The following is a 17,283-nucleotide window of genomic DNA, read 5'->3' on the forward strand; positions in this document are numbered from 1 at the left end:
TCCAAATTCAGGCCAGCGCCGCGCGGGTGGCGGCGACGGCGTCAGGGGTATTGAGGTTGTAGGTGGTCACGCCGTCGGCGCAACGCTTGTTCAGGCCAGCCAGCACCTTGCCCGGGCCGCACTCGACCAGGTTGACCGCGCCATTTGCGGCGAGCGTCTGCACGCACTCGACCCAGCGTACCGGCTGGTACAGCTGCGCCAGCAAGTCATGTTTGAGCGCATCGAGGTCGGCGGCGATGGCGGCGGTGACGTTCTGCACCACCGGAATCTGTGGGGCCTTCCATTCGATGGCGTTGACCGATTCGGCAAAACGCTCGGCAGCCGGCTTCATCAGTGCGCAGTGCGACGGCACGCTGACCGCCAGAGGCAGCGCGCGCTTGGCACCGGCCTCTTTGCACAGCGCCATGGCGCGGTCTACCGCCGCCTTGTTACCGGCGATCACGACCTGGCCTGGGGAGTTGAAATTCACTGCGCTGACCACTTCGTCTTCGGCAGCCTTGGCACAGATATCGACAACGACTGCGTCGTCCAGCCCAAGAATCGCGGCCATTGCACCGTGACCGGCAGGCACAGCCTCTTGCATCAGTTCGCCGCGGCGCTTGACCAGCTTCACTGCATCTTTGAGCGACAGGCTGCCAGCCGCGACCAACGCACTGTACTCACCCAGGCTGTGGCCGGAAACGAAGGCCGGCTTCGCGCCACCCTCTTCCAGCCACAGGCGCCACAGCGCGATGGAGGCAGTGAGGATCGCCGGCTGGGTCTTGTCGGTTTGATTGAGTTGCTCTTCCGGCCCTTCCTGGACCAGCTTCCACAGGTCGTAGCCCAGAGCTTCGGACGCTTCCTTGAAGGTCTCGACGATTACCGGCTTCTCGGCGCCGAGTTCATTGAGCATGCCCAGCGACTGGGAACCTTGACCGGGAAAGACAAATGCGAGGGATGCAGACATTGAACAAGCCCTTATGATCTTGTCGTCGGATAGGGTGCGCCGAGCCCGAGGCTAGACGCAGAATCTGAAAACTTGGATGGAAACACAGACCAAGCGGTCACATTTAAGCACTTCATCGGCGAAATGCCTAAGGCAACAGGTCTTCAAGGCGCCCATGCAGGCGCTGCGGCAGGTTTTCCTGGATCTCGATCAGTGCGCGCTGAATGGCGCTCTGGAACCCCTGCACGCCGGCCGAGCCATGGCTCTTGATGACGATACCCTGCAACCCGAGAAAACTTGCACCATTGTGCCGCGCCGGCGCCAGGTCGGCCTGCAGGCGCTTGAGCAACGGCATGGCCATGGCCCCGGCAGCACGCGCCAGCACACCACCCTTGAACAGCTTTTCGATGCGAGCGCCGATCATGGTCGCCAGGCCTTCGCTGGATTTGAGCAGGATGTTGCCGACAAAGCCGTCGCACACCACCACGTCCGCTTCACCGCGGTACAGGCCATCACCTTCGACGAAGCCGACATAGTTGAGGCCGCGTGCATTCTGCAGCAGTGTGGCGGCCAGTTTGACCTGCTGGTTGCCCTTGATGTCCTCGGTACCGATATTCAACAACGCCACCCGCGGCCGATGAATACCCAAGGCCTGGGCGGCCACCGAGCCCATCACGGCGAACTGGTAGAGGTTCTCGGCGCTGCAGTCGACGTTGGCACCCAAGTCGAGCAACTGACAGTAACCCGCCTGGGTCGGGATAGCCGCCACCATGGCCGGCCGATCAATGCCCGGCAGGGTCTTGAGCACGAAGCGCGACAGCGCCATCAGTGCACCGGTATTACCGGCACTGACGCAGGCCTGAGCCTTGCCATCACGCACCAGTTCGAGGGCAATGCGCATCGACGAGTCCGGCTTGCCGCGCAACGCCTGGGATGGCCGCTCGTCCATACCGATCACCTCACTCGCCGCAACAATTTGCAGACGTGCGCGATCCGTAGCCGCAAGGCCACTGACAAGATCTTCCAGGAGGGAGGGTTGACCGACGAGGGTCAGGTGCAGCGAGGGGGTAGCCGAAAGGCAGGCAATGCTAGCCTGGACAATGCTGCGGGGACCGAAGTCCCCGCCCATTGCGTCGATCGCGATGATCTGAGCGGACAAGGATTACTCGTCAGCGCCCTTGTCGATCACTTTGCGACCACGGTATACGCCTTCTGGCGAAACGTGGTGACGCAGGTGAATTTCACCGGTGGTTTTTTCTACCGACAGTGCGTTTTCGGACAGGGCGTCGTGCGAACGACGCATGTCACGGGCAGAGCGGGATTTTTTGTTCTGCTGAACAGCCATAATTGATTAACTCCTAAACGTTTGGGTCACGCTTTAACTGCGCCAAAACACTGAACGGGTTGGACCGCGATACCTCGTCCTTGCTCGAATCGGGCTCGTCTGCGCCCGCCGGCTGCTGGCATTCTTCCGGATGATGAGCAGGCACAATGGGCAAGGCGAGCAGAAGCTCCTCCTCGATCAAGGCCTGCAGATCCAATGGATCTTCGCCCAGTTCCAGCACGTCATAGCCTTTCGGCAACGACTGGGTATTCGCACCCTCCTTCACCACAGCGTATGAACATTCGCTGTGAATCGGCAGGGTGACCAGCTCAAGACAACGCTGGCAAACCATTTTGACTTCGACATCCAGTTCGCTGTGGATAACCACAACGTGCTGTTCGTCTCGTTCAAAATCGAACTTCGCCTGCACCGTACCGACATTGTCGGAAAGCGGGTCGCAGAGTCTTTCCAAATCAGCGAGTTGCAGCGAACCGTTAAGGGTTACGCCACGATCGGCTAATTTGCGCGGGTCAACGTGAGGTGGAATCGGGTCATTCAACATAGGCGCAGCATTCTAGGGATGCCCCCCGCCTCTGTCAAAGGAAATTAGGCGGCATCTTGCATGGTAGAATTTGGGTTACTTCAACAGGAGTCTACCATGCTGCCTTTGTTGCTGGCTTCCAGCTCACCTTATCGGCGCGACCTGCTCGCACGCCTGCGCCTGCCTTTTACCTGCGCAAGCCCCGATCTAGACGAGCGGCGCCTGGATAACGAGCCCGCTACGGCACTGGTGCGGCGCCTGGCACAGCTAAAGGCCGAAGCACTGGCCAGCAGCCATCCAGGGCACTTGATCATCGGCTCCGACCAGGTCGCGGTACTGGGTGAACAGATCCTCGGCAAGCCCCATAGCTTCGAGCGCGCCTGCGAGCAGTTGCTCGAGGCCAGCGGGCAGCAAGTTACCTTTCTGACCGGCCTGGCGCTGCTCAACAGTGCCACAGGGCAATGCCAGGTCGATTGCGTGCCGTTTACCGTGACGATGCGGGAACTGGACCGGGAGCGCGTGGAGCGCTACGTGACCGCAGAGCAGCCGCTCGATTGCGCAGGCAGCTTCAAGGCCGAAGAGCTGGGCGTGAGTTTGTTCAAGAGCACCCACGGGTGCGATGCCACCAGCCTGATCGGCCTGCCGCTGATTCGGCTGGTGGATATGCTGACCGCAGAAGGCGTGGTGATCCCTTGAAGTAGAAATGGGGGCCGACTGGTGGCCCCGTAACGCATATCAGCGCAGAGTAGGGCCCTGAAGCCCCATGTACAGGGCCAGATGCTCCGCCACGCTGGCGCCGATGCGCTTGGAGAAGCGATCAAACGGCGACTCCTGAACGGTGAAATCGACCAGCTCCCTCTCCCCCACAACCTCACGCGCCACGTAGCTGGCACTGCCCAGCCCATCCACCAGGCCAAGCGCCTTGGCCTGCTCGCCAGACCACACCAGGCCGCTGAACAACTCGGGATGCTCCTTATCCTTCAGGCGATCACCCCTGCCCTGCTTGACCATGGCAATGAACTGCTGATGCGTGGTGTTCAGCACACCCTGCCAGAACGCACGCTCTTCCGGTTTCTCCGGCGAAAACGGATCCAGGAACGCCTTGTGCTCACCCGCGGTGTAGGTACGCCGCTCGACACCCAACTTCTCCATCGACCCAACAAAACCGTAACCGGCCGCGGTCACGCCAATGGAGCCCACCAGGCTGGCCTTGTCGGCATAGATCTCGTCGGCCGCACTGGCAATGTAATAAGCGCCAGAGGCACCCAGGTCGGCAATCACCGCATACAGCTTGATGGCCGGATACTCGGCGCGCAGCCGGCGGATTTCGTCATACACATAACCCGCCTGCACCGGGCTGCCGCCCGGGCTGTTGATACGCATGATCACCGCTTTGGTCTTGGGGTCCTTGAACGCATCGCGCAGGCTCTTGACCAGGTTGTCGGCACTGGCGGCCTCCTGGTCGGCGATAACCCCGCGCACCTCCACCAACGCCGTATGGTTGGTACTGCGCGAGGCGGCCTTGTCCATGTCCGTGAACGGCAGGAACAGCGCCAATATGCCGAACAGATAGACGAAGGTCAGCAGCTTGAAGAAGATCCCCCAGCGCCGCGCCCGGCGCTGCTCCTGGACACCGGCCAGCAGGGTCTTCTCCAGCAGCTTCCAGCTTTTGCGCTCTTCGCGCTCTTCGGGTTCAGACTCAGGTGCCTTCCACTCTTCAGCCATGCTCACCTACCTTGGATTTGGATTTGCGCAGAACCACCCAGCCACTCGCGCAACTGGGAAAAATGATCGATGCACACTTGCGGACCGAATTCGGACAATGCCTGAAGTGACATGGCCCCATAACCCACCGCCACCGAATGCATACCGGCATTGCTGGCCATCTGCAGATCGAACGCCGAATCTCCGACCATCACGGCTCGGCCAGGTTCGACGCCACAGTGTTTGAGGATCTCCTCGAGCATCAGCGGGTGTGGCTTGCCGCGGGTTTCATCGGCAGCCCGAGTGATGTCGAAGAATTGCTCCCAACCATTGGCCTTGAGCACCCGGTCGAGCCCGCGGCGCGCCTTGCCGGTCGCCACCGCCAGGCGATAGCCCTCGGCCCGGAGGGCATCCAGCGATTCGACCACACCCTCGAACAGCGGCGAAGGCTGCTGATCGAGCGCCATATAGATGTTGGCATAGTGCTGGCGGAAGGTTTCGACCTGCACGGTATCGAGGTGAGGATACAGGGTCGAGATAGCCTCGCCGAGGGCCAGGCCGATGATGCCCTTGACTGCCACTTCAGGGCTTGGCGCCTCGCCTGCCCGCTCGGCGGCGGCATTCATCGCTTCGACGATACGGCCGATCGAGTCGGCCAGCGTGCCGTCCCAGTCGAAGATCAGCAGCTCATAAGGTTTTTTCATGAATCAGGTCGCACTCAGACGTTCCACGGTTTTTGCCCACACCTCATCCACTGGCGCCTCCAGCTTGAGCTCACCCCCATCGGGCAGCGGCACGGTCAGGGCATAGGCATGCAGGAACAAGCGCTTGCCACCCAGCTCGCGAATCTCGCGGCTGAAGTCTTCATCGCCGTATTTGCTGTCGCCGGCGATCATGTGGCCGGCGTGCAGCGCATGCACGCGGATCTGGTGGGTACGCCCAGTGATCGGCCGCGCCTCGACAATGGTGGCGAACTCGCCGAAACGGCGCAGCACGCGGAACAGGGTCAGCGCTTCCTTGCCTTCATCGTTCACCTCGACCATGCGCTCGCCTGAGCGCAGGTTGCTCTTGAGCAGCGGCGCATTGACTTGCTTTTTGGCGGTAGGCCAATGGCCGCGCACCAACGCCATGTAGCGCTTGTCGACGCCATCGCCGCGCAAGGCGGCGTGCAGGTGGCGCAGCATGCTGCGCTTCTTGGCGATCATCAGCAGGCCCGACGTGTCACGGTCCAGGCGGTGCACCAGCTCCAGCTCCTTGGCGTCCGGGCGCAGCTGGCGCAGCGCCTCGATCACACCAAAGCTCAGGCCGCTGCCGCCATGCACGGCAATGCCAGAAGGTTTGTTCATCACGATCAGCGCCTTGTCTTCGTAGACAATGGCGGCTTCCAGGCGCTGCAGCAGCCCCTGGGCCACCGGCGCCGGCTCGTCGCGCTCAGGCAAGCGCACAGGCGGCACGCGCACGATGTCGCCGGCCTGGATCTTGTACTCAGGTTTGACGCGGCCCTTGTTGACCCGCACCTCGCCTTTGCGCAGGATGCGGTAGACCAGCGTCTTGGGCACGCCCTTGAGCGCCGTGATAAGGAAATTGTCGATGCGTTGGCCGGCAAGCTCCGGCGCGACTTCGATCAGCTGCACGCCGGAAGTCGGAGGGGTATTGGTCGTCATGGCGGGAATGATAACAATTTTTTATGGAATTGAAGCACTTAATCATTGCTGCTATAGTCGCGAACGCCGCCAAAAGCGGCAGGCCAGCGGCACCAGGCCCTTAGCCGGTCCCTGACCTACGCAATTCTGCAGGACGCGAGGCCGTCCTACGGGGTTTTCGCCAGTTTACCGAATTGCCTGGAATCGCCACCAGCGCTGTGTAGAGAAGACCGAAAAAAAACGACAAGTGCGGTGTTTCACCTGCTTACCCGATTCTTTTCGCTGCACCTCTGCCCGCCCGTCGCTTCCACGCAACGCACGGCGAATACTTCGGAAATACCTGCCTTGGACATGAATGGCGTCAGCGCCAAACCAGCGCTGGCGAAAAATGCAACCCGTTGCGGATTCAGCGCGCGGCAGCACCCGAATTATCAGGGATACGTGCAGGGTGGAGATGCACAGCCCTCGGACCGTGTAGCACCGCGTCCGGCCACCGGCCCAGTGAATGGCCGGCGAGCGGATAAGGTCCTGAACAGATGCCCCTCGGGCGTCCACGGCTGACGGTTGATTCCTCCTCCTGACTGAGTGCACGAGGCCTGCTGGGTTGATTCGGATATCGATTCGGATATCTCTGCAGATACCGCAGGGGCCTCTTGGCACCGCAGCAAACAGGACGCGTCGTCGCGACAACGGCAGGCTGGGCAACCGGCTGGTGCCGAACGTTGCTCGACACGGGGGTGGCCCGGCCACCCTTTGCGCACCTTGGCACCGACCATGAGAAGTCGTGTGTGCCGAACGCCGTTTCCGGCAGCCCGGAAACCGACGGTACAACATGAAAAGAATGCTGATTAACGCAACTCAACCCGAAGAGTTGCGTGTAGCCCTGGTGGACGGCCAACGTCTCTACGACCTGGACATCGAGTCCGGTGCGCGTGAGCAGAAAAAGGCCAACATCTACAAAGGCAAGATCACCCGGATCGAGCCCAGCCTCGAAGCCGCCTTCGTCGACTTCGGCTCCGAACGTCACGGCTTCCTGCCGCTGAAGGAAATCTCCCGCGAATACTTCAAGAAAACCCCTGAAGGCCGCGTCAACATCAAGGAAGTCCTGAGCGAAGGCCAGGAAGTCATCGTCCAGGTCGAGAAGGAAGAGCGCGGCAACAAAGGCGCCGCCCTGACCACCTTCATCAGCCTGGCTGGCCGCTACCTGGTGCTGATGCCGAACAACCCGCGCGCCGGCGGCATCTCCCGCCGCATCGAAGGCGAAGAGCGCAACGAGCTGCGTGAAGCCCTCAACGGCCTGACCGTGCCGGGCGACATGGGCCTGATCGTGCGCACTGCCGGCCTTGGCCGCAGCAGCGAAGAAATGCAGTGGGACCTCGACTACCTGCTGCAGCTGTGGACCGCCATCAAGGAAGCGTCCCTGGACCGTGCCGCGCCGTTCCTGATCTACCAGGAAAGCAACGTCATCATCCGCGCCATCCGCGATTACCTGCGCCAGGACATCGGCGAAGTACTCATCGACAGCATCGATGCCCAGGAAGAAGCCCTGACCTTCATCCGCCAGGTGATGCCGCAGTACGCCAGCAAGGTCAAGCTGTACGAAGACAGCGTGCCGCTGTTCAACCGCTTCCAGATCGAAAGCCAGATCGAAACCGCCTTCCAGCGCGTCGTTGACCTGCCGTCCGGCGGCTCGATCGTGATCGACCCGACCGAAGCCCTGGTATCCATCGACATCAACTCGGCGCGCGCCACCAAAGGCAGCGACATCGAGGAAACCGCACTGCAGACCAACCTGGAAGCGGCCGAAGAAATCGCCCGCCAGCTGCGCCTGCGTGACATCGGCGGCCTGATCGTCATCGACTTCATCGACATGACCCCGGCGAAGAACCAGCGCGCCGTCGAAGAGCGTGTGCGCGAGTGCCTCGAGGCAGACCGCGCCCGCGTCCAGGTTGGCCGCATCTCGCGCTTCGGCCTGCTGGAAATGTCCCGCCAGCGCCTGCGCCCATCGCTGGGCGAAAGCAGCGGTATCGTCTGCCCACGCTGCTCGGGCACCGGCATCATCCGTGATGTCGAGTCGCTGTCGCTGGCGATCCTGCGCCTGATCGAAGAAGAAGCCCTGAAAGATCGTACCGCCGAGGTGCGTGCCCAGGTGCCGATCCCGGTGGCCGCGTTCCTGCTCAACGAGAAGCGCAATTCGATCACCAAGATCGAACTGCGCACCCGTGCGCGCATCATCATTCTGCCGAACGATCACCTGGAAACCCCGCACTTCGAAGTCCAGCGCCTGCGCGACGACAACCCCGAAGTGCTGAACAACCAGTCCAGCTACGAAATCGCCGCCACCGAAACCGAAGAAGTGCCGCAGCAGGCCGCCACGCGCACCCTGGTTCGCCAGGAAGCTGCCGTCAAGACTGCCCCGCCGCGCACCAATGCCCCGGTACCGAGCGCCGCAGAAGAGCAACAGCCTGCTGCGCCTGCAGCGCCAGCACCAAGCGTGCCAGAGCCAAGCCTGTTCAAAGGCCTGGTGAAGTCGCTGGTCAGCCTTTTCGCAGGCAAGGAAGAGCCTGCCGCCGCGCCTGTCGTCGCTGCCGAGAAGCCAGCTGCCGAGCGCACTCAACGCAACGAAGAGCGTCGCAACGGCCGCCAGCAGAGCCGCAACCGCAACGGCCGTCGTGACGAAGAGCGAAAGCCACGTGAAGAACGTGCACCGCGCGAAGAACGTACCGAACGCGCCCCGCGCGAAGAACGTGCGCCCCGCGAAGAGCGCGCCCCTCGTGAAGAACGTGCCCCACGCGAAGAACGCGCACCCCGTGAAGAGCGCGCACCTCGCGAGGAACGCGCACCACGCCAGCCACGCGAAGACCGCCGCGGCAACCGCGAGGAACGCGTCCGCGAACTGCGCGAACCTCTGGACGCAGCACCGGTAGCCCGCGAAGAGCGCGCGCCACGTGAAGAACGCGCACCTCGCGAAGAGCGTGCACCACGTGAAGAACGTGCCCCACGCGAAGAGCGTGCACCGCGTGAAGAACGCGCACCTCGCGAAGAACGCGCCCCACGTGAAGAACGTGCCCCACGCGAAGAGCGTGCACCTCGCGAAGAACGCGCTCCACGTGAAGAACGCGCACCTCGCGAAGAGCGCGCACCACGTGAAGAACGCCAGCCACGCCCTGCCCGCGAAGAACGTCAGCCCCTCGAAGCCGAACAGGCCGCAGAAAAGGCTGCCGAGCTTGCCGAAGAGCAACTGCCAAACGAAGAGCTGCTGCAGGACGAGCAGGAAGGTTCGGATGACGAACGTCCACGCCGCCGCTCCCGTGGCCAGCGTCGTCGCAGCAACCGTCGTGAGCGCCAGCGCAATGCCAATGGTGACCTGATCGACGGCAGCGACGAAGAAGGCAGCGACGAGCAACCACAACAGCACCAGGCTACCGAGCTGGGTGCCGAACTGGCCGCCGGCCTGGCCGTCACCGCCGCAGTCGCCACCAGCAACATCAGTGCCGGTGCCGAAGCCGAAGCCAACCAGCAAGCCGAACGTGCCAGCGCCGAAACGGCTGCCACCGACAACAGCGAAGTTGCCCAGGCGGCCGAGCAGGTTGAACCTGTTGCCCAGGCTGAAGACGTTGCCATCGCGCCAGTGGTCGAGCAGCCGGTCAGCGAGCCAGTCGCCGCGGTTGAAGTGACTGCCGAGCCTGTGGTCGAAGTAACGCCGCAGCCTGTTGTCGAAGAAGCCCCAGCAGTTGAGCCGGTAGTCGCTACCCAGGCGCCTGTCGAGGCCGCGGTCGAAGCGCCAGCCGTCGAGGCCGGTGAAGCCGAGAAAGCGCCAGTTGTCGTCGAACAAGCGCCGGTTGCCGAGCAACCTGCTCCGGTCGTCGAAGCCCAGCCTCAAGTCGCTGTCCAAGCAACACCTGTCGCTGCCGAGGTAGCACCTGTGGTTGCCGAGCCCGCCCCGGTCGAAACACCGGCCGTGGTCGAAGCCGCTACCGTGATGCTGGCAAACGGCCGCGCGCCTAACGACCCACGTGAAGTGCGCCGCCGCAAGCGTGAAGCCGAAGCTGCCGCCAAGGCTGCGCAGGAAGCTGCCGCTGCCGAGCCAGCGCTGGAAACTGCCGATGAGCACAAGCCTCATCACGGTTGATAGCCACGGCTGAATGAAAAAGCCCCGCCAGTGCGAACTGGCGGGGCTTTTTCTTGGCGGGCTTTTTTATCAGTGCCGGCGCCTACTCCTGCAGGAGGCTCAGTACAGGTTGGGCTCCATCTCCAGCTCAACCCCGAACTTCGCCAGGATATCCGCCTGGATGCGCTGCGCCAGGGCATGCAACTGCGCCCCGCTCGCCTGGCCATGGTTGACCAGCACCAACGACTGCAAACGGTGCACCCCGGCATCGCCATCACGATAGCCCTTCCACCCCGCCTGCTCGATCAGCCAGCCTGCCGCCAGCTTCTCCCAGCCGTCACCCTGGGGGTACGCCACCACCCCTGGATACGCCGCGCGAATGCGCACCACCCGATCAGCGGGCACCACCGGGTTCTTGAAAAAGCTGCCGGCATTACCCAGCTCGGCCGGGTCTGGCAGCTTCTCGCGGCGAATACTGCAAATGGCATCGCTGATGGCCTGCGCAGTCGGCGCCTGCACGCCCTGTTCTGCCAGGCGCTGACGGACCGGGCCGTAGTCCAGATGTGCCTGCAGGCTATGGCTCAAAGCAAACCGCACTCGCAGAATCAACCAGCGCCCAGGGTTACGCTTGAACAGGCTGTCGCGGTAACCGAAGGCGCAATCCTCCAGGCTGAAATCACGCAGCTCGCCGGTCTCCCGATCAAGCGCCGTCAGCCCGGCAAACACGTCCTTGATCTCGACCCCGTAGGCGCCCACGTTCTGCATCGGCGCAGCCCCCACGGTTCCAGGGATCAGGCTGAGGTTCTCCAGGCCGCAGAAGCCTTGCTGCAGCGACCACTGCACGAACGGGTGCCAAGGCTCACCGGCTTCAGCCTCGACCACCACTCGGCCCGCATCATCGCTGAGCACCCGGCGGCCGCGGCTGGCCACGTGCAGCACCAGTGCATCGACATCACGGGTCAGCAGCAGGTTGCTGCCCCCCCCCATCACCAGCACCGCAACCCCACGCTGGCGTGCCTGCGACAATGCCTCACGCAGCTCATCATCGTTGTGTGCCTGGGTGAAATAGCGGGCTTTCACATTGATGCCAAAGGTATTGTAAGGCTTGAGCGAAACCTGCTCCTGCCAGCGCGCCGTCATAACCGCCCCTTGATTTCCACGACCAGCTCACGGCAGGCCGCCTCGACCAGGTCGAGTACCTGCTCGAAGCCGTCAGCACCACCGTAGTACGGGTCCGGGACCTCATCGAGGGCGGCGCCATAGCGACGCAGGAACAGGTCGAGTTCGCCCTGGGCAGTGTGCGGGCGCATGGCGCGCAGGTGGCCCAGGTTGCTCTCATCCATGGCCAGAATCAGGTCGTACTCGGCAAAATGCGCCGCCTTGACCTGCTGGGCGCGCTGCTGCGAAAGGTCATACCCCCGCGCCAGCGCGGCCTTGCAGGTACGGCTGTCGGGCGCCTTGCCCACGTGCCAGTCACCGGTACCGGCGGAGGCCACGTGAACCTGATCGCCCAGGCCAGCAGCCTGCAGCTGATGGCGCAGCACGCCCTCGGCAGTGGGCGAACGGCAGATATTGCCCAGGCAAACGAACAGGACGCGCATCAGGCCTCCAGCAAGCGCCGTACGCGCTCAAGGTCTTCCTGTGTGTCGACACCCACGGCCGGCGCCTCGATGGCGTCTTCTACATGGATACGCACGCCATGCCACAGCGCCCGCAACTGCTCCAGTGCCTCGGTCTGCTCGAGCCCGCACGGGCCCCAGCTGACGAAGTCCTGGAGGAAGCCGACACGGTAAGCGTACATGCCGATGTGGCGACGATACGGCACACCCTCGGGCAGTTGATCACGCTTGTTGGCGAAGGCATCACGCGCCCACGGCAGTGGCGCACGGCTGAAGGTCAAGGCCAGGCCGTTCTTGTCGCTGACAACCTTGACCGCGTTGGGGTTGAACACGGTTTCCGGGTCATGGATCGGCTCGGCCAGAGTGGCGATACCGGCATGCGGGTGCGCGGCCAGGTTGGCGGCCACCTGGTCGATGATCACCGGCGGAATCAACGGCTCGTCACCTTGCACGTTGACCACGATCTCATCGGCGCTCAAACCGAGCTGGGCGGCCACTTCGGCCAGGCGGTCGGTGCCCGACTCATGGTCGACGCGGGTCATCAGCACTTCACCGCCAAAGCCCTGGCAAGCCTCGAAAATACTGGCGTCGTCGGTGGCGATGACCACACGGCTGGCGCCGCTCTTGCGCGCCTGCTCCCAGACGAGCTGGACCATCGGCTTGCCAGCGATAAGCAGCAAAGGTTTGCCCGGCAGGCGTGTGGAGCGCAGCCGGGCAGGAATCACCACGGTGAAATTCAGGCTCATTTGTCCAGACGCTCGTCGTCGGTCAGGGTACGCGCCTCGCTTTCCAGCATCACCGGGATGCCGTCGCGGATCGGGTAGGCCAGGCCTGCGCCCTTGCTGATCAGCTCGGTCTTGTCAGCGCTGAGCTTGAGCGGGCCCTTGGTGATCGGGCAGGCGAGGATATCGAGCAGTTTGGTGTCCATGAAAGCTTCCTTGAGGCCAGGTGGCCGGAAATTGAATAGGGCTCAGGGGGTTCGGTGCCCTGGCAGCAAGCGTTGCAGCTGGCTGTCGAACCAGGCGCTGAAGGCTGGCCCAGGCTGTGCTTCAACGGCCAGGTACCACCAGTCATCGGCGGCGAAGGCCCGGCATTTCACCGCATCCTTCTCGGTCATCACCAGCGGCAGCGGCGGGCTGAACGCAAGGCTTTGCGCGCTGAACTGCGCATGGTCGGCAAACGGGTGCGGCACCGGCTGCCAGTTTAGCCCCAGCAGGGTATTGAAGAAACGTTGCGGGTTACCGATGCCGGCAACCGCGTGCAGGCGCTGGCCTGCAGGGAAATGGTCGAGCGCGCGGCGCTCACCGCTGCGCAGGTTGACCAAGGCACTGGGCTGCAGGCGCAAGGCAAAACCGTAGGGGCGGTCGCCGCTGGCACCGTTGAACAGCACCGCATCAGCCGCCTGCAGGCGCTCGGCCGGCTCGCGCAACGGCCCGGCTGGCAGGCAACGGCCGTTGCCCAGGCCGCGGGCGGCGTCGATCAGCACCAGCTCAAGGTCACGCGCCAGGCGGTAGTGCTGCATGCCGTCATCGCACAGGATCAGGTCCAGCGGTTCACTGGCCAGCAGGGCTTGCACGGCGCGGGAACGGTCCGGGTCGATCATCAGCGGCACGCCCGTGCGCTGGACGATCAGCAAGGGTTCATCGCCGGCCTGTTCGGCACCCTGCTGCGCCTCGACGCGCCAGGGGAACTGCGGTGGTTTGGCGCCATAACCACGGCTGACCACACCGACCTTCAGCCCCTGGCGGCGGCAATGCTCAATCAGCCAGAGGATCATCGGTGTCTTGCCGGTGCCCCCGACAGTGATGTTGCCCACCACGATGACCGGCACCGGGGCACGGTAGCTGGCACTTTCACCACTGAGAAAACGCGCGCGTTTGCGCAGCACCACGCGGCGGTACAGTGCCTCGAGCGGGCGCAGCAGGGCCAGGGCCGGATGCCCGGCGTACCAGGCGGCAAGCAGACGGTCGGCAAGCGCCATCAAGGTGTCCCCTGGGCTGCCTCGACGGTGGTCATGCGCAAGTGGCTGAAACCGAGCTTGCCGGCGGCATCCATTGCAGTGATCACGGCCTGGTGCGGGGTTTTGCCGTCGGCACTGATCGCCAGCGGCAGCTTGTTGTCGCCACCGGACTCCCGCTCGATCGCCTCGGTCAGGGTAGCCAGGTCGCTCTTGGGCAGCAGGTGGTTGTTCACCGAATACACCCCATCGGCGCTGATGGTGACTTCCACCAGCTTGTCCTGGTCAGCTGAAGGCTGCTCGGCACTGGCGGCCTCGGGCAGCTCGACGCGCAGCTGGGTTTCGCGGGTAAAGGTGGTGGTGACCACGAAGAACAGCAGCAGGACGAACACCACGTCGATCAGCGACGCGAGGTTGATGTCGACGTTCTCCCGCTGGCGATTGCGCCGAAACTTCACGCCTTGCCTCCGGCCACTTCGACTTCGCGGTCGCCCTGAATGACTTCCACCAGCTTGATCGCCTCTTGCTCCATGCCCACCACCAGCTCATCGATGCGGCGCAACAGGAAGCGGTGGAAGAACACCGCCGGAATACCCACCATCAGGCCGGCTGCAGTGGTCACCAGCGCCTTGGAGATACCGCCGGCCAGTACCGAGGCATTGGCAGTCATCTGCGAGCCCATGAAGGCACTGAAGATGTCGATCATGCCCAGCACGGTGCCCAGCAGGCCAAGCAGCGGAGCCATGGCGGCAATAGTGCCGAGGGTGCTGATGTAGCGCTCGAGCTCGTGGATGACACGCGAGGCGGCCTCCTCGATGCACTCTTTCATGATTTCGCGGCCATGGCGCGAGTTGGCCAGGCCCGCCGCAAGGATCTCACCCAACGGCGAATCGGCGCGCAAGGCCTTGAGCTTGTCACTGGTAAGTTGCTTGTCCTTGATCCACATCCATACCTGGCCCAGCAGGTGCGGCGGGGTAACGCGACTGGCGCGCAGGGTCCACAGGCGCTCGACGACGATAGCCATGGCAGCGATGGAACTCAGAATGATCGGCAGCATCATCCAACCACCGGACTTGACCAATTCCCACACAGTAAACGCCCCTTTGGAAAAAGGCCGCCACTCTACCATACGCGCGCAGGGCCCTCATCTGCCGAAGGTCAGGGAATTGGCGTGCAGAGCTGGGAGATGTATGCCAGCCTCCCCCTTACTCAGCTCGAACCCGCCAAAACCGCCGCTGCCCCCTCATACCTTCAACCTCCCCATACCGCCCCAGCACCAACCGCAACGCCCCCTCCACCGCCGTGTCATGCATCGCCAGCCCATGCCGCTGATAACGTTCCATCACCTGAACATGCGGGTGCCCGAAGCTGTTGTTGCGCCCTCGCGAGATCAATACCCCACGCGCAGCGGTAGCCCGGATGAACGCTTCGGTGGACGAACTGCGGCTGCCATGGTGCGGTGCCTGCAACCAGTCGATGCGCGGCGCTTCGGTGTGCGCCAGCCAGGCCCGTTCGGCAGCAGCTTCCATATCCCCCGCCAGCAGCAAGCGCTCGCCCTGCGCCTCTACCAACAGCACACAGGAACGATCATTGCTGCTTTGTCCCTGGGCCCAGCGCCACAGCGAAAAGCGCACGCCATCCCAGTCCCACTGTTCGCCACTGGCGCAAGGCTGCAATGGCACATGCTCCAGCGCTTCCCCGCCGATCAGCCGCCTGACCGGCAGACCACGCTGTATGGCCGCAGCACCACCCGCATGGTCGGCATGCGCATGGCTGATCACCATCAGGTCCAAGCTGCTCACCCCCAGCTTACGCAAGGTCGGCAGCACCACCCGCTCGCCCAGGTCGCTTTCGCCTCTGGCTGGCCCTGCGTCGTACAGCAGATTGTGATGCCGGGTACGCACCAACACCGCCAGGCCCTGGCCAACGTCCAGCTGCCAGACCTCGACCTGCCCGAGCGGCACCGGCTCCCTGGGCACCCACAGGGCCAGCAGCATCAGCCCCCCCGCCCCGCGCAACGGCACACCACGGGGCAGCAAAACCAACAGAGCCCCCAGACACACCAGCAGCCAGGCCCACAACGGCAGAGCCGGCGCCACCCAAGCCGGGCGCTGCTGCGCCACCAGCGCCAGCAGCCGGAACAGCCCATCCAGAAGGCCGCCCGCCAGCCACAGTAGCGCCTCCCCTACCCCGCCCAGCGGCAGCAACAGTGTGCCCAGCAACGCTAACGGCAACACCACGAGGCTGACCCATGGCACCGCTATAAGGTTCGCCAGCGGCGCACTCAGGCTCACCGGCAAGCCTGTAGCCAGCAGCACCGGTAGCAAACCAATGGCAATGACCCATTGCCCACGCGTCCAGGCCTGCCAGGGCCGCCAACCACCCAAACGGGCACTGAAGCAATAGAGGAGCGTGGCCACGGCGGCAAACGACAGCCAGAACCCAGGCAGCAGCGCAGCCAGCGGTTCGACCAGCAGCACCGCGACCAGCGCCAGCAATAACGGCAGCATTGCGCCGAGGTGGCGAAAGCGCAGGCGCCAGAGCAACACGACCGCCAACATCAGGCAGGCACGCTGCACCGGCACGCCGGCACCGGCCAGCCAGCCATAGGCCAGTGCAGAAGCCAGCGCCAGGCCGCATGCCCATGGCAGCCAGGGTAACCTTCGCGGCCACAAGCCCCAACGCGCCAGGCCTGCGACCAGGGCATAGAACAAGCCCGCGACCAGGCCGATGTGTTGCCCGGAGATCACCAACAGGTGCACCGTGCCGGTGGCCTGCAAGACCTGCCAGTCTTCACGGGCCAACCCCGCCCCATCACCTAGCACCAGCGCCACCACGGCCGCTTCCCGACCGTTGGCATCGACCGCCAGCAGGCGCTGGCGCAGCGCGTCCCGCCAACTTGGGCTCACCTCACCCAGCACCTGGCCCGCCTTGACCGTGCCGGTCGCGCCGACGCGACGCGCCAGCAGCTGCGCCTCGCGGTCCGGCCCATGGGGGTTGAGCAACCCGGCCGGGCGCTGCAGGGTGACCGCCAGGCGCCAGCGCTCCCCAGCCCGCAGCGGCGGGCCGTCGAACCAGCTCAACTGCAGGCGCTGGGGCAGCTCGGCACGTCGTGACTGGGGCTGCTCCAACTCGAAGCGCACACCTTGCGCAGTGCGGGCCGGCAAGCCGACCACCCTGCCCTCCAGCCACAGCGTGCGGCCATCCAGGGCATGCGCCAGGCGGTCATCCACAGCCTGCTGCGCCGACCAGCAGGCCCAACACAGGCCCAGCATAAAGCAGCCTGCCGGCCACAGCCGCGTGCACAGCCCGACCAGCCCGCCGACAAGCAGCAGTAGCAACCATCCGACCGATGGCAATAAAGGCAGAAAACCCAGGCACAGCAGCCCGAGCGCGAGCGCAAACATCCCTGTGCGCATGTGGTAGAGCTCCCGGAGCACAATCGCTCACTGAGGCATA

Annotated in this window: 17 protein-coding genes; 2 read left to right on the forward strand and 15 right to left on the reverse strand. The window is 63.9% G+C overall.

Features of this window, described 5'->3' with window-relative positions:
- Positions 1 to 7 precede the first annotated feature (7 nt).
- The 4 genes from fabD to ACFY68_RS12235 form a co-directional block, all read right to left on the reverse strand.
- Positions 8 to 946, reverse strand: coding sequence for an ACP S-malonyltransferase (fabD, locus tag ACFY68_RS12220; RefSeq protein WP_346613722.1), 939 nt, complete (start codon positions 944 to 946; stop codon positions 8 to 10).
- A 127-nt stretch (positions 947 to 1,073) separates the two neighbouring features.
- Positions 1,074 to 2,084, reverse strand: coding sequence for a phosphate acyltransferase PlsX (gene plsX, locus ACFY68_RS12225; RefSeq protein WP_346613721.1), 1,011 nt, complete (start codon positions 2,082 to 2,084; stop codon positions 1,074 to 1,076).
- A gap of 3 nt (positions 2,085 to 2,087) precedes the next feature.
- Entirely contained in the window at positions 2,088 to 2,270 is a 183-nt protein-coding gene (gene rpmF / locus ACFY68_RS12230; RefSeq protein ID WP_016485486.1) for a 50S ribosomal protein L32, read from the reverse strand.
- Positions 2,271 to 2,283: 13 nt separating this feature from the next.
- Complete coding sequence (locus tag ACFY68_RS12235; protein ID WP_346613719.1) at positions 2,284 to 2,811, reverse strand: YceD family protein; 528 nt, start codon at positions 2,809 to 2,811, stop codon at positions 2,284 to 2,286.
- Positions 2,812 to 2,907: 96 nt separating this feature from the next.
- Between ACFY68_RS12235 and ACFY68_RS12240 the strand changes: the two genes are divergently transcribed.
- A complete protein-coding gene (locus ACFY68_RS12240; RefSeq protein ID WP_387527330.1) occupies positions 2,908 to 3,486 on the forward strand; it encodes a Maf family protein in 579 nt (192 codons plus the stop codon).
- A 39-nt stretch (positions 3,487 to 3,525) separates the two neighbouring features.
- Here ACFY68_RS12240 and ACFY68_RS12245 read toward each other — a convergent pair whose 3' ends face one another.
- The 3 genes from ACFY68_RS12245 to rluC are packed head-to-tail and all read right to left on the reverse strand — an operon-like array spanning position 3,526 to position 6,158.
- Complete coding sequence (locus tag ACFY68_RS12245; RefSeq protein ID WP_387527333.1) at positions 3,526 to 4,515, reverse strand: S49 family peptidase; 990 nt, start codon at positions 4,513 to 4,515, stop codon at positions 3,526 to 3,528.
- Positions 4,516 to 4,517: 2 nt separating this feature from the next.
- Positions 4,518 to 5,198 (reverse strand): HAD family hydrolase, encoded by a 681-nt coding sequence (locus tag ACFY68_RS12250; protein ID WP_387527336.1) that lies wholly within the window; start codon positions 5,196 to 5,198, stop codon positions 4,518 to 4,520.
- A gap of 3 nt (positions 5,199 to 5,201) precedes the next feature.
- Positions 5,202 to 6,158, reverse strand: coding sequence for a 23S rRNA pseudouridine(955/2504/2580) synthase RluC (gene rluC, locus ACFY68_RS12255; protein WP_346613715.1), 957 nt, complete (start codon positions 6,156 to 6,158; stop codon positions 5,202 to 5,204).
- An 811-nt stretch (positions 6,159 to 6,969) separates the two neighbouring features.
- Between rluC and rne the strand changes: the two genes are divergently transcribed.
- Entirely contained in the window at positions 6,970 to 10,269 is a 3,300-nt protein-coding gene (gene rne / locus ACFY68_RS12260) for a ribonuclease E (RefSeq protein ID WP_387527340.1), read from the forward strand.
- 99 nt (positions 10,270 to 10,368) lie between these two features.
- On the opposite strand, the gene murB is transcribed toward rne, so the two are convergent.
- The 8 genes from murB to ACFY68_RS12300 all read right to left on the reverse strand — a co-directional run bounded on the left by murB (position 10,369) and on the right by ACFY68_RS12300 (position 17,243).
- Positions 10,369 to 11,388: a UDP-N-acetylmuramate dehydrogenase gene (murB, locus tag ACFY68_RS12265; RefSeq protein WP_387527343.1), complete on the reverse strand. Its 1,020-nt coding sequence runs from the start codon at positions 11,386 to 11,388 to the stop codon at positions 10,369 to 10,371.
- Entirely contained in the window at positions 11,385 to 11,849 is a 465-nt protein-coding gene (locus tag ACFY68_RS12270; protein WP_387527346.1) for a low molecular weight protein-tyrosine-phosphatase, read from the reverse strand. The genes murB and ACFY68_RS12270 overlap by 4 nt, the downstream gene beginning before the upstream one ends.
- Positions 11,849 to 12,613 (reverse strand): 3-deoxy-manno-octulosonate cytidylyltransferase, encoded by a 765-nt coding sequence (gene kdsB, locus ACFY68_RS12275; RefSeq protein WP_387527349.1) that lies wholly within the window; start codon positions 12,611 to 12,613, stop codon positions 11,849 to 11,851. Before kdsB ends, ACFY68_RS12270 begins: the two co-directional genes overlap by 1 nt.
- A complete protein-coding gene (locus ACFY68_RS12280) occupies positions 12,610 to 12,795 on the reverse strand; it encodes a Trm112 family protein (protein WP_003247142.1) in 186 nt (61 codons plus the stop codon). The genes kdsB and ACFY68_RS12280 overlap by 4 nt, the downstream gene beginning before the upstream one ends.
- A gap of 42 nt (positions 12,796 to 12,837) precedes the next feature.
- Positions 12,838 to 13,848, reverse strand: coding sequence for a tetraacyldisaccharide 4'-kinase (gene lpxK, locus ACFY68_RS12285; protein WP_387527352.1), 1,011 nt, complete (start codon positions 13,846 to 13,848; stop codon positions 12,838 to 12,840).
- Entirely contained in the window at positions 13,848 to 14,282 is a 435-nt protein-coding gene (locus ACFY68_RS12290) for a biopolymer transporter ExbD (protein WP_346613709.1), read from the reverse strand. The genes lpxK and ACFY68_RS12290 overlap by 1 nt, the downstream gene beginning before the upstream one ends.
- Positions 14,279 to 14,914 (reverse strand): MotA/TolQ/ExbB proton channel family protein, encoded by a 636-nt coding sequence (locus ACFY68_RS12295; RefSeq protein WP_028614013.1) that lies wholly within the window; start codon positions 14,912 to 14,914, stop codon positions 14,279 to 14,281. Before ACFY68_RS12295 ends, ACFY68_RS12290 begins: the two co-directional genes overlap by 4 nt.
- Before the next feature lie 115 nt (positions 14,915 to 15,029).
- Positions 15,030 to 17,243: a DNA internalization-related competence protein ComEC/Rec2 gene (locus ACFY68_RS12300; protein WP_387527356.1), complete on the reverse strand. Its 2,214-nt coding sequence runs from the start codon at positions 17,241 to 17,243 to the stop codon at positions 15,030 to 15,032.
- Positions 17,244 to 17,283 lie beyond the last annotated feature (40 nt).

Source organism: Pseudomonas sp. NPDC012596, from assembly GCF_042902325.1.
Classification (GTDB): domain Bacteria; phylum Pseudomonadota; class Gammaproteobacteria; order Pseudomonadales; family Pseudomonadaceae; genus Aquipseudomonas.

Excerpts from the sequence above, each read along its gene's own strand:
- rluC (WP_346613715.1), bottom strand. The coding sequence starts at position 6,158 with ATGACGACCAATACCCCTCCGACTTCCGGCGTGCAGCTGATCGAAGTC.
- ACFY68_RS12235 (WP_346613719.1), bottom strand. The coding sequence starts at position 2,811 with ATGTTGAATGACCCGATTCCACCTCACGTTGACCCGCGCAAATTAGCC.
- ACFY68_RS12240 (WP_387527330.1), top strand. The coding sequence starts at position 2,908 with ATGCTGCCTTTGTTGCTGGCTTCCAGCTCACCTTATCGGCGCGACCTG.
- ACFY68_RS12270 (WP_387527346.1), bottom strand. The coding sequence starts at position 11,849 with ATGCGCGTCCTGTTCGTTTGCCTGGGCAATATCTGCCGTTCGCCCACT.
- ACFY68_RS12280 (WP_003247142.1), bottom strand. The coding sequence starts at position 12,795 with ATGGACACCAAACTGCTCGATATCCTCGCCTGCCCGATCACCAAGGGC.
- lpxK (WP_387527352.1), bottom strand. The coding sequence starts at position 13,848 with ATGGCGCTTGCCGACCGTCTGCTTGCCGCCTGGTACGCCGGGCATCCG.
- ACFY68_RS12250 (WP_387527336.1), bottom strand. The coding sequence starts at position 5,198 with ATGAAAAAACCTTATGAGCTGCTGATCTTCGACTGGGACGGCACGCTG.
- kdsB (WP_387527349.1), bottom strand. The coding sequence starts at position 12,613 with ATGAGCCTGAATTTCACCGTGGTGATTCCTGCCCGGCTGCGCTCCACA.
- rpmF (WP_016485486.1), bottom strand. The coding sequence starts at position 2,270 with ATGGCTGTTCAGCAGAACAAAAAATCCCGCTCTGCCCGTGACATGCGT.
- murB (WP_387527343.1), bottom strand. The coding sequence starts at position 11,388 with ATGACGGCGCGCTGGCAGGAGCAGGTTTCGCTCAAGCCTTACAATACC.
- fabD (WP_346613722.1), bottom strand. The coding sequence starts at position 946 with ATGTCTGCATCCCTCGCATTTGTCTTTCCCGGTCAAGGTTCCCAGTCG.
- ACFY68_RS12300 (WP_387527356.1), bottom strand. The coding sequence starts at position 17,243 with ATGCGCACAGGGATGTTTGCGCTCGCGCTCGGGCTGCTGTGCCTGGGT.
- ACFY68_RS12245 (WP_387527333.1), bottom strand. The coding sequence starts at position 4,515 with ATGGCTGAAGAGTGGAAGGCACCTGAGTCTGAACCCGAAGAGCGCGAA.
- rne (WP_387527340.1), top strand. The coding sequence starts at position 6,970 with ATGAAAAGAATGCTGATTAACGCAACTCAACCCGAAGAGTTGCGTGTA.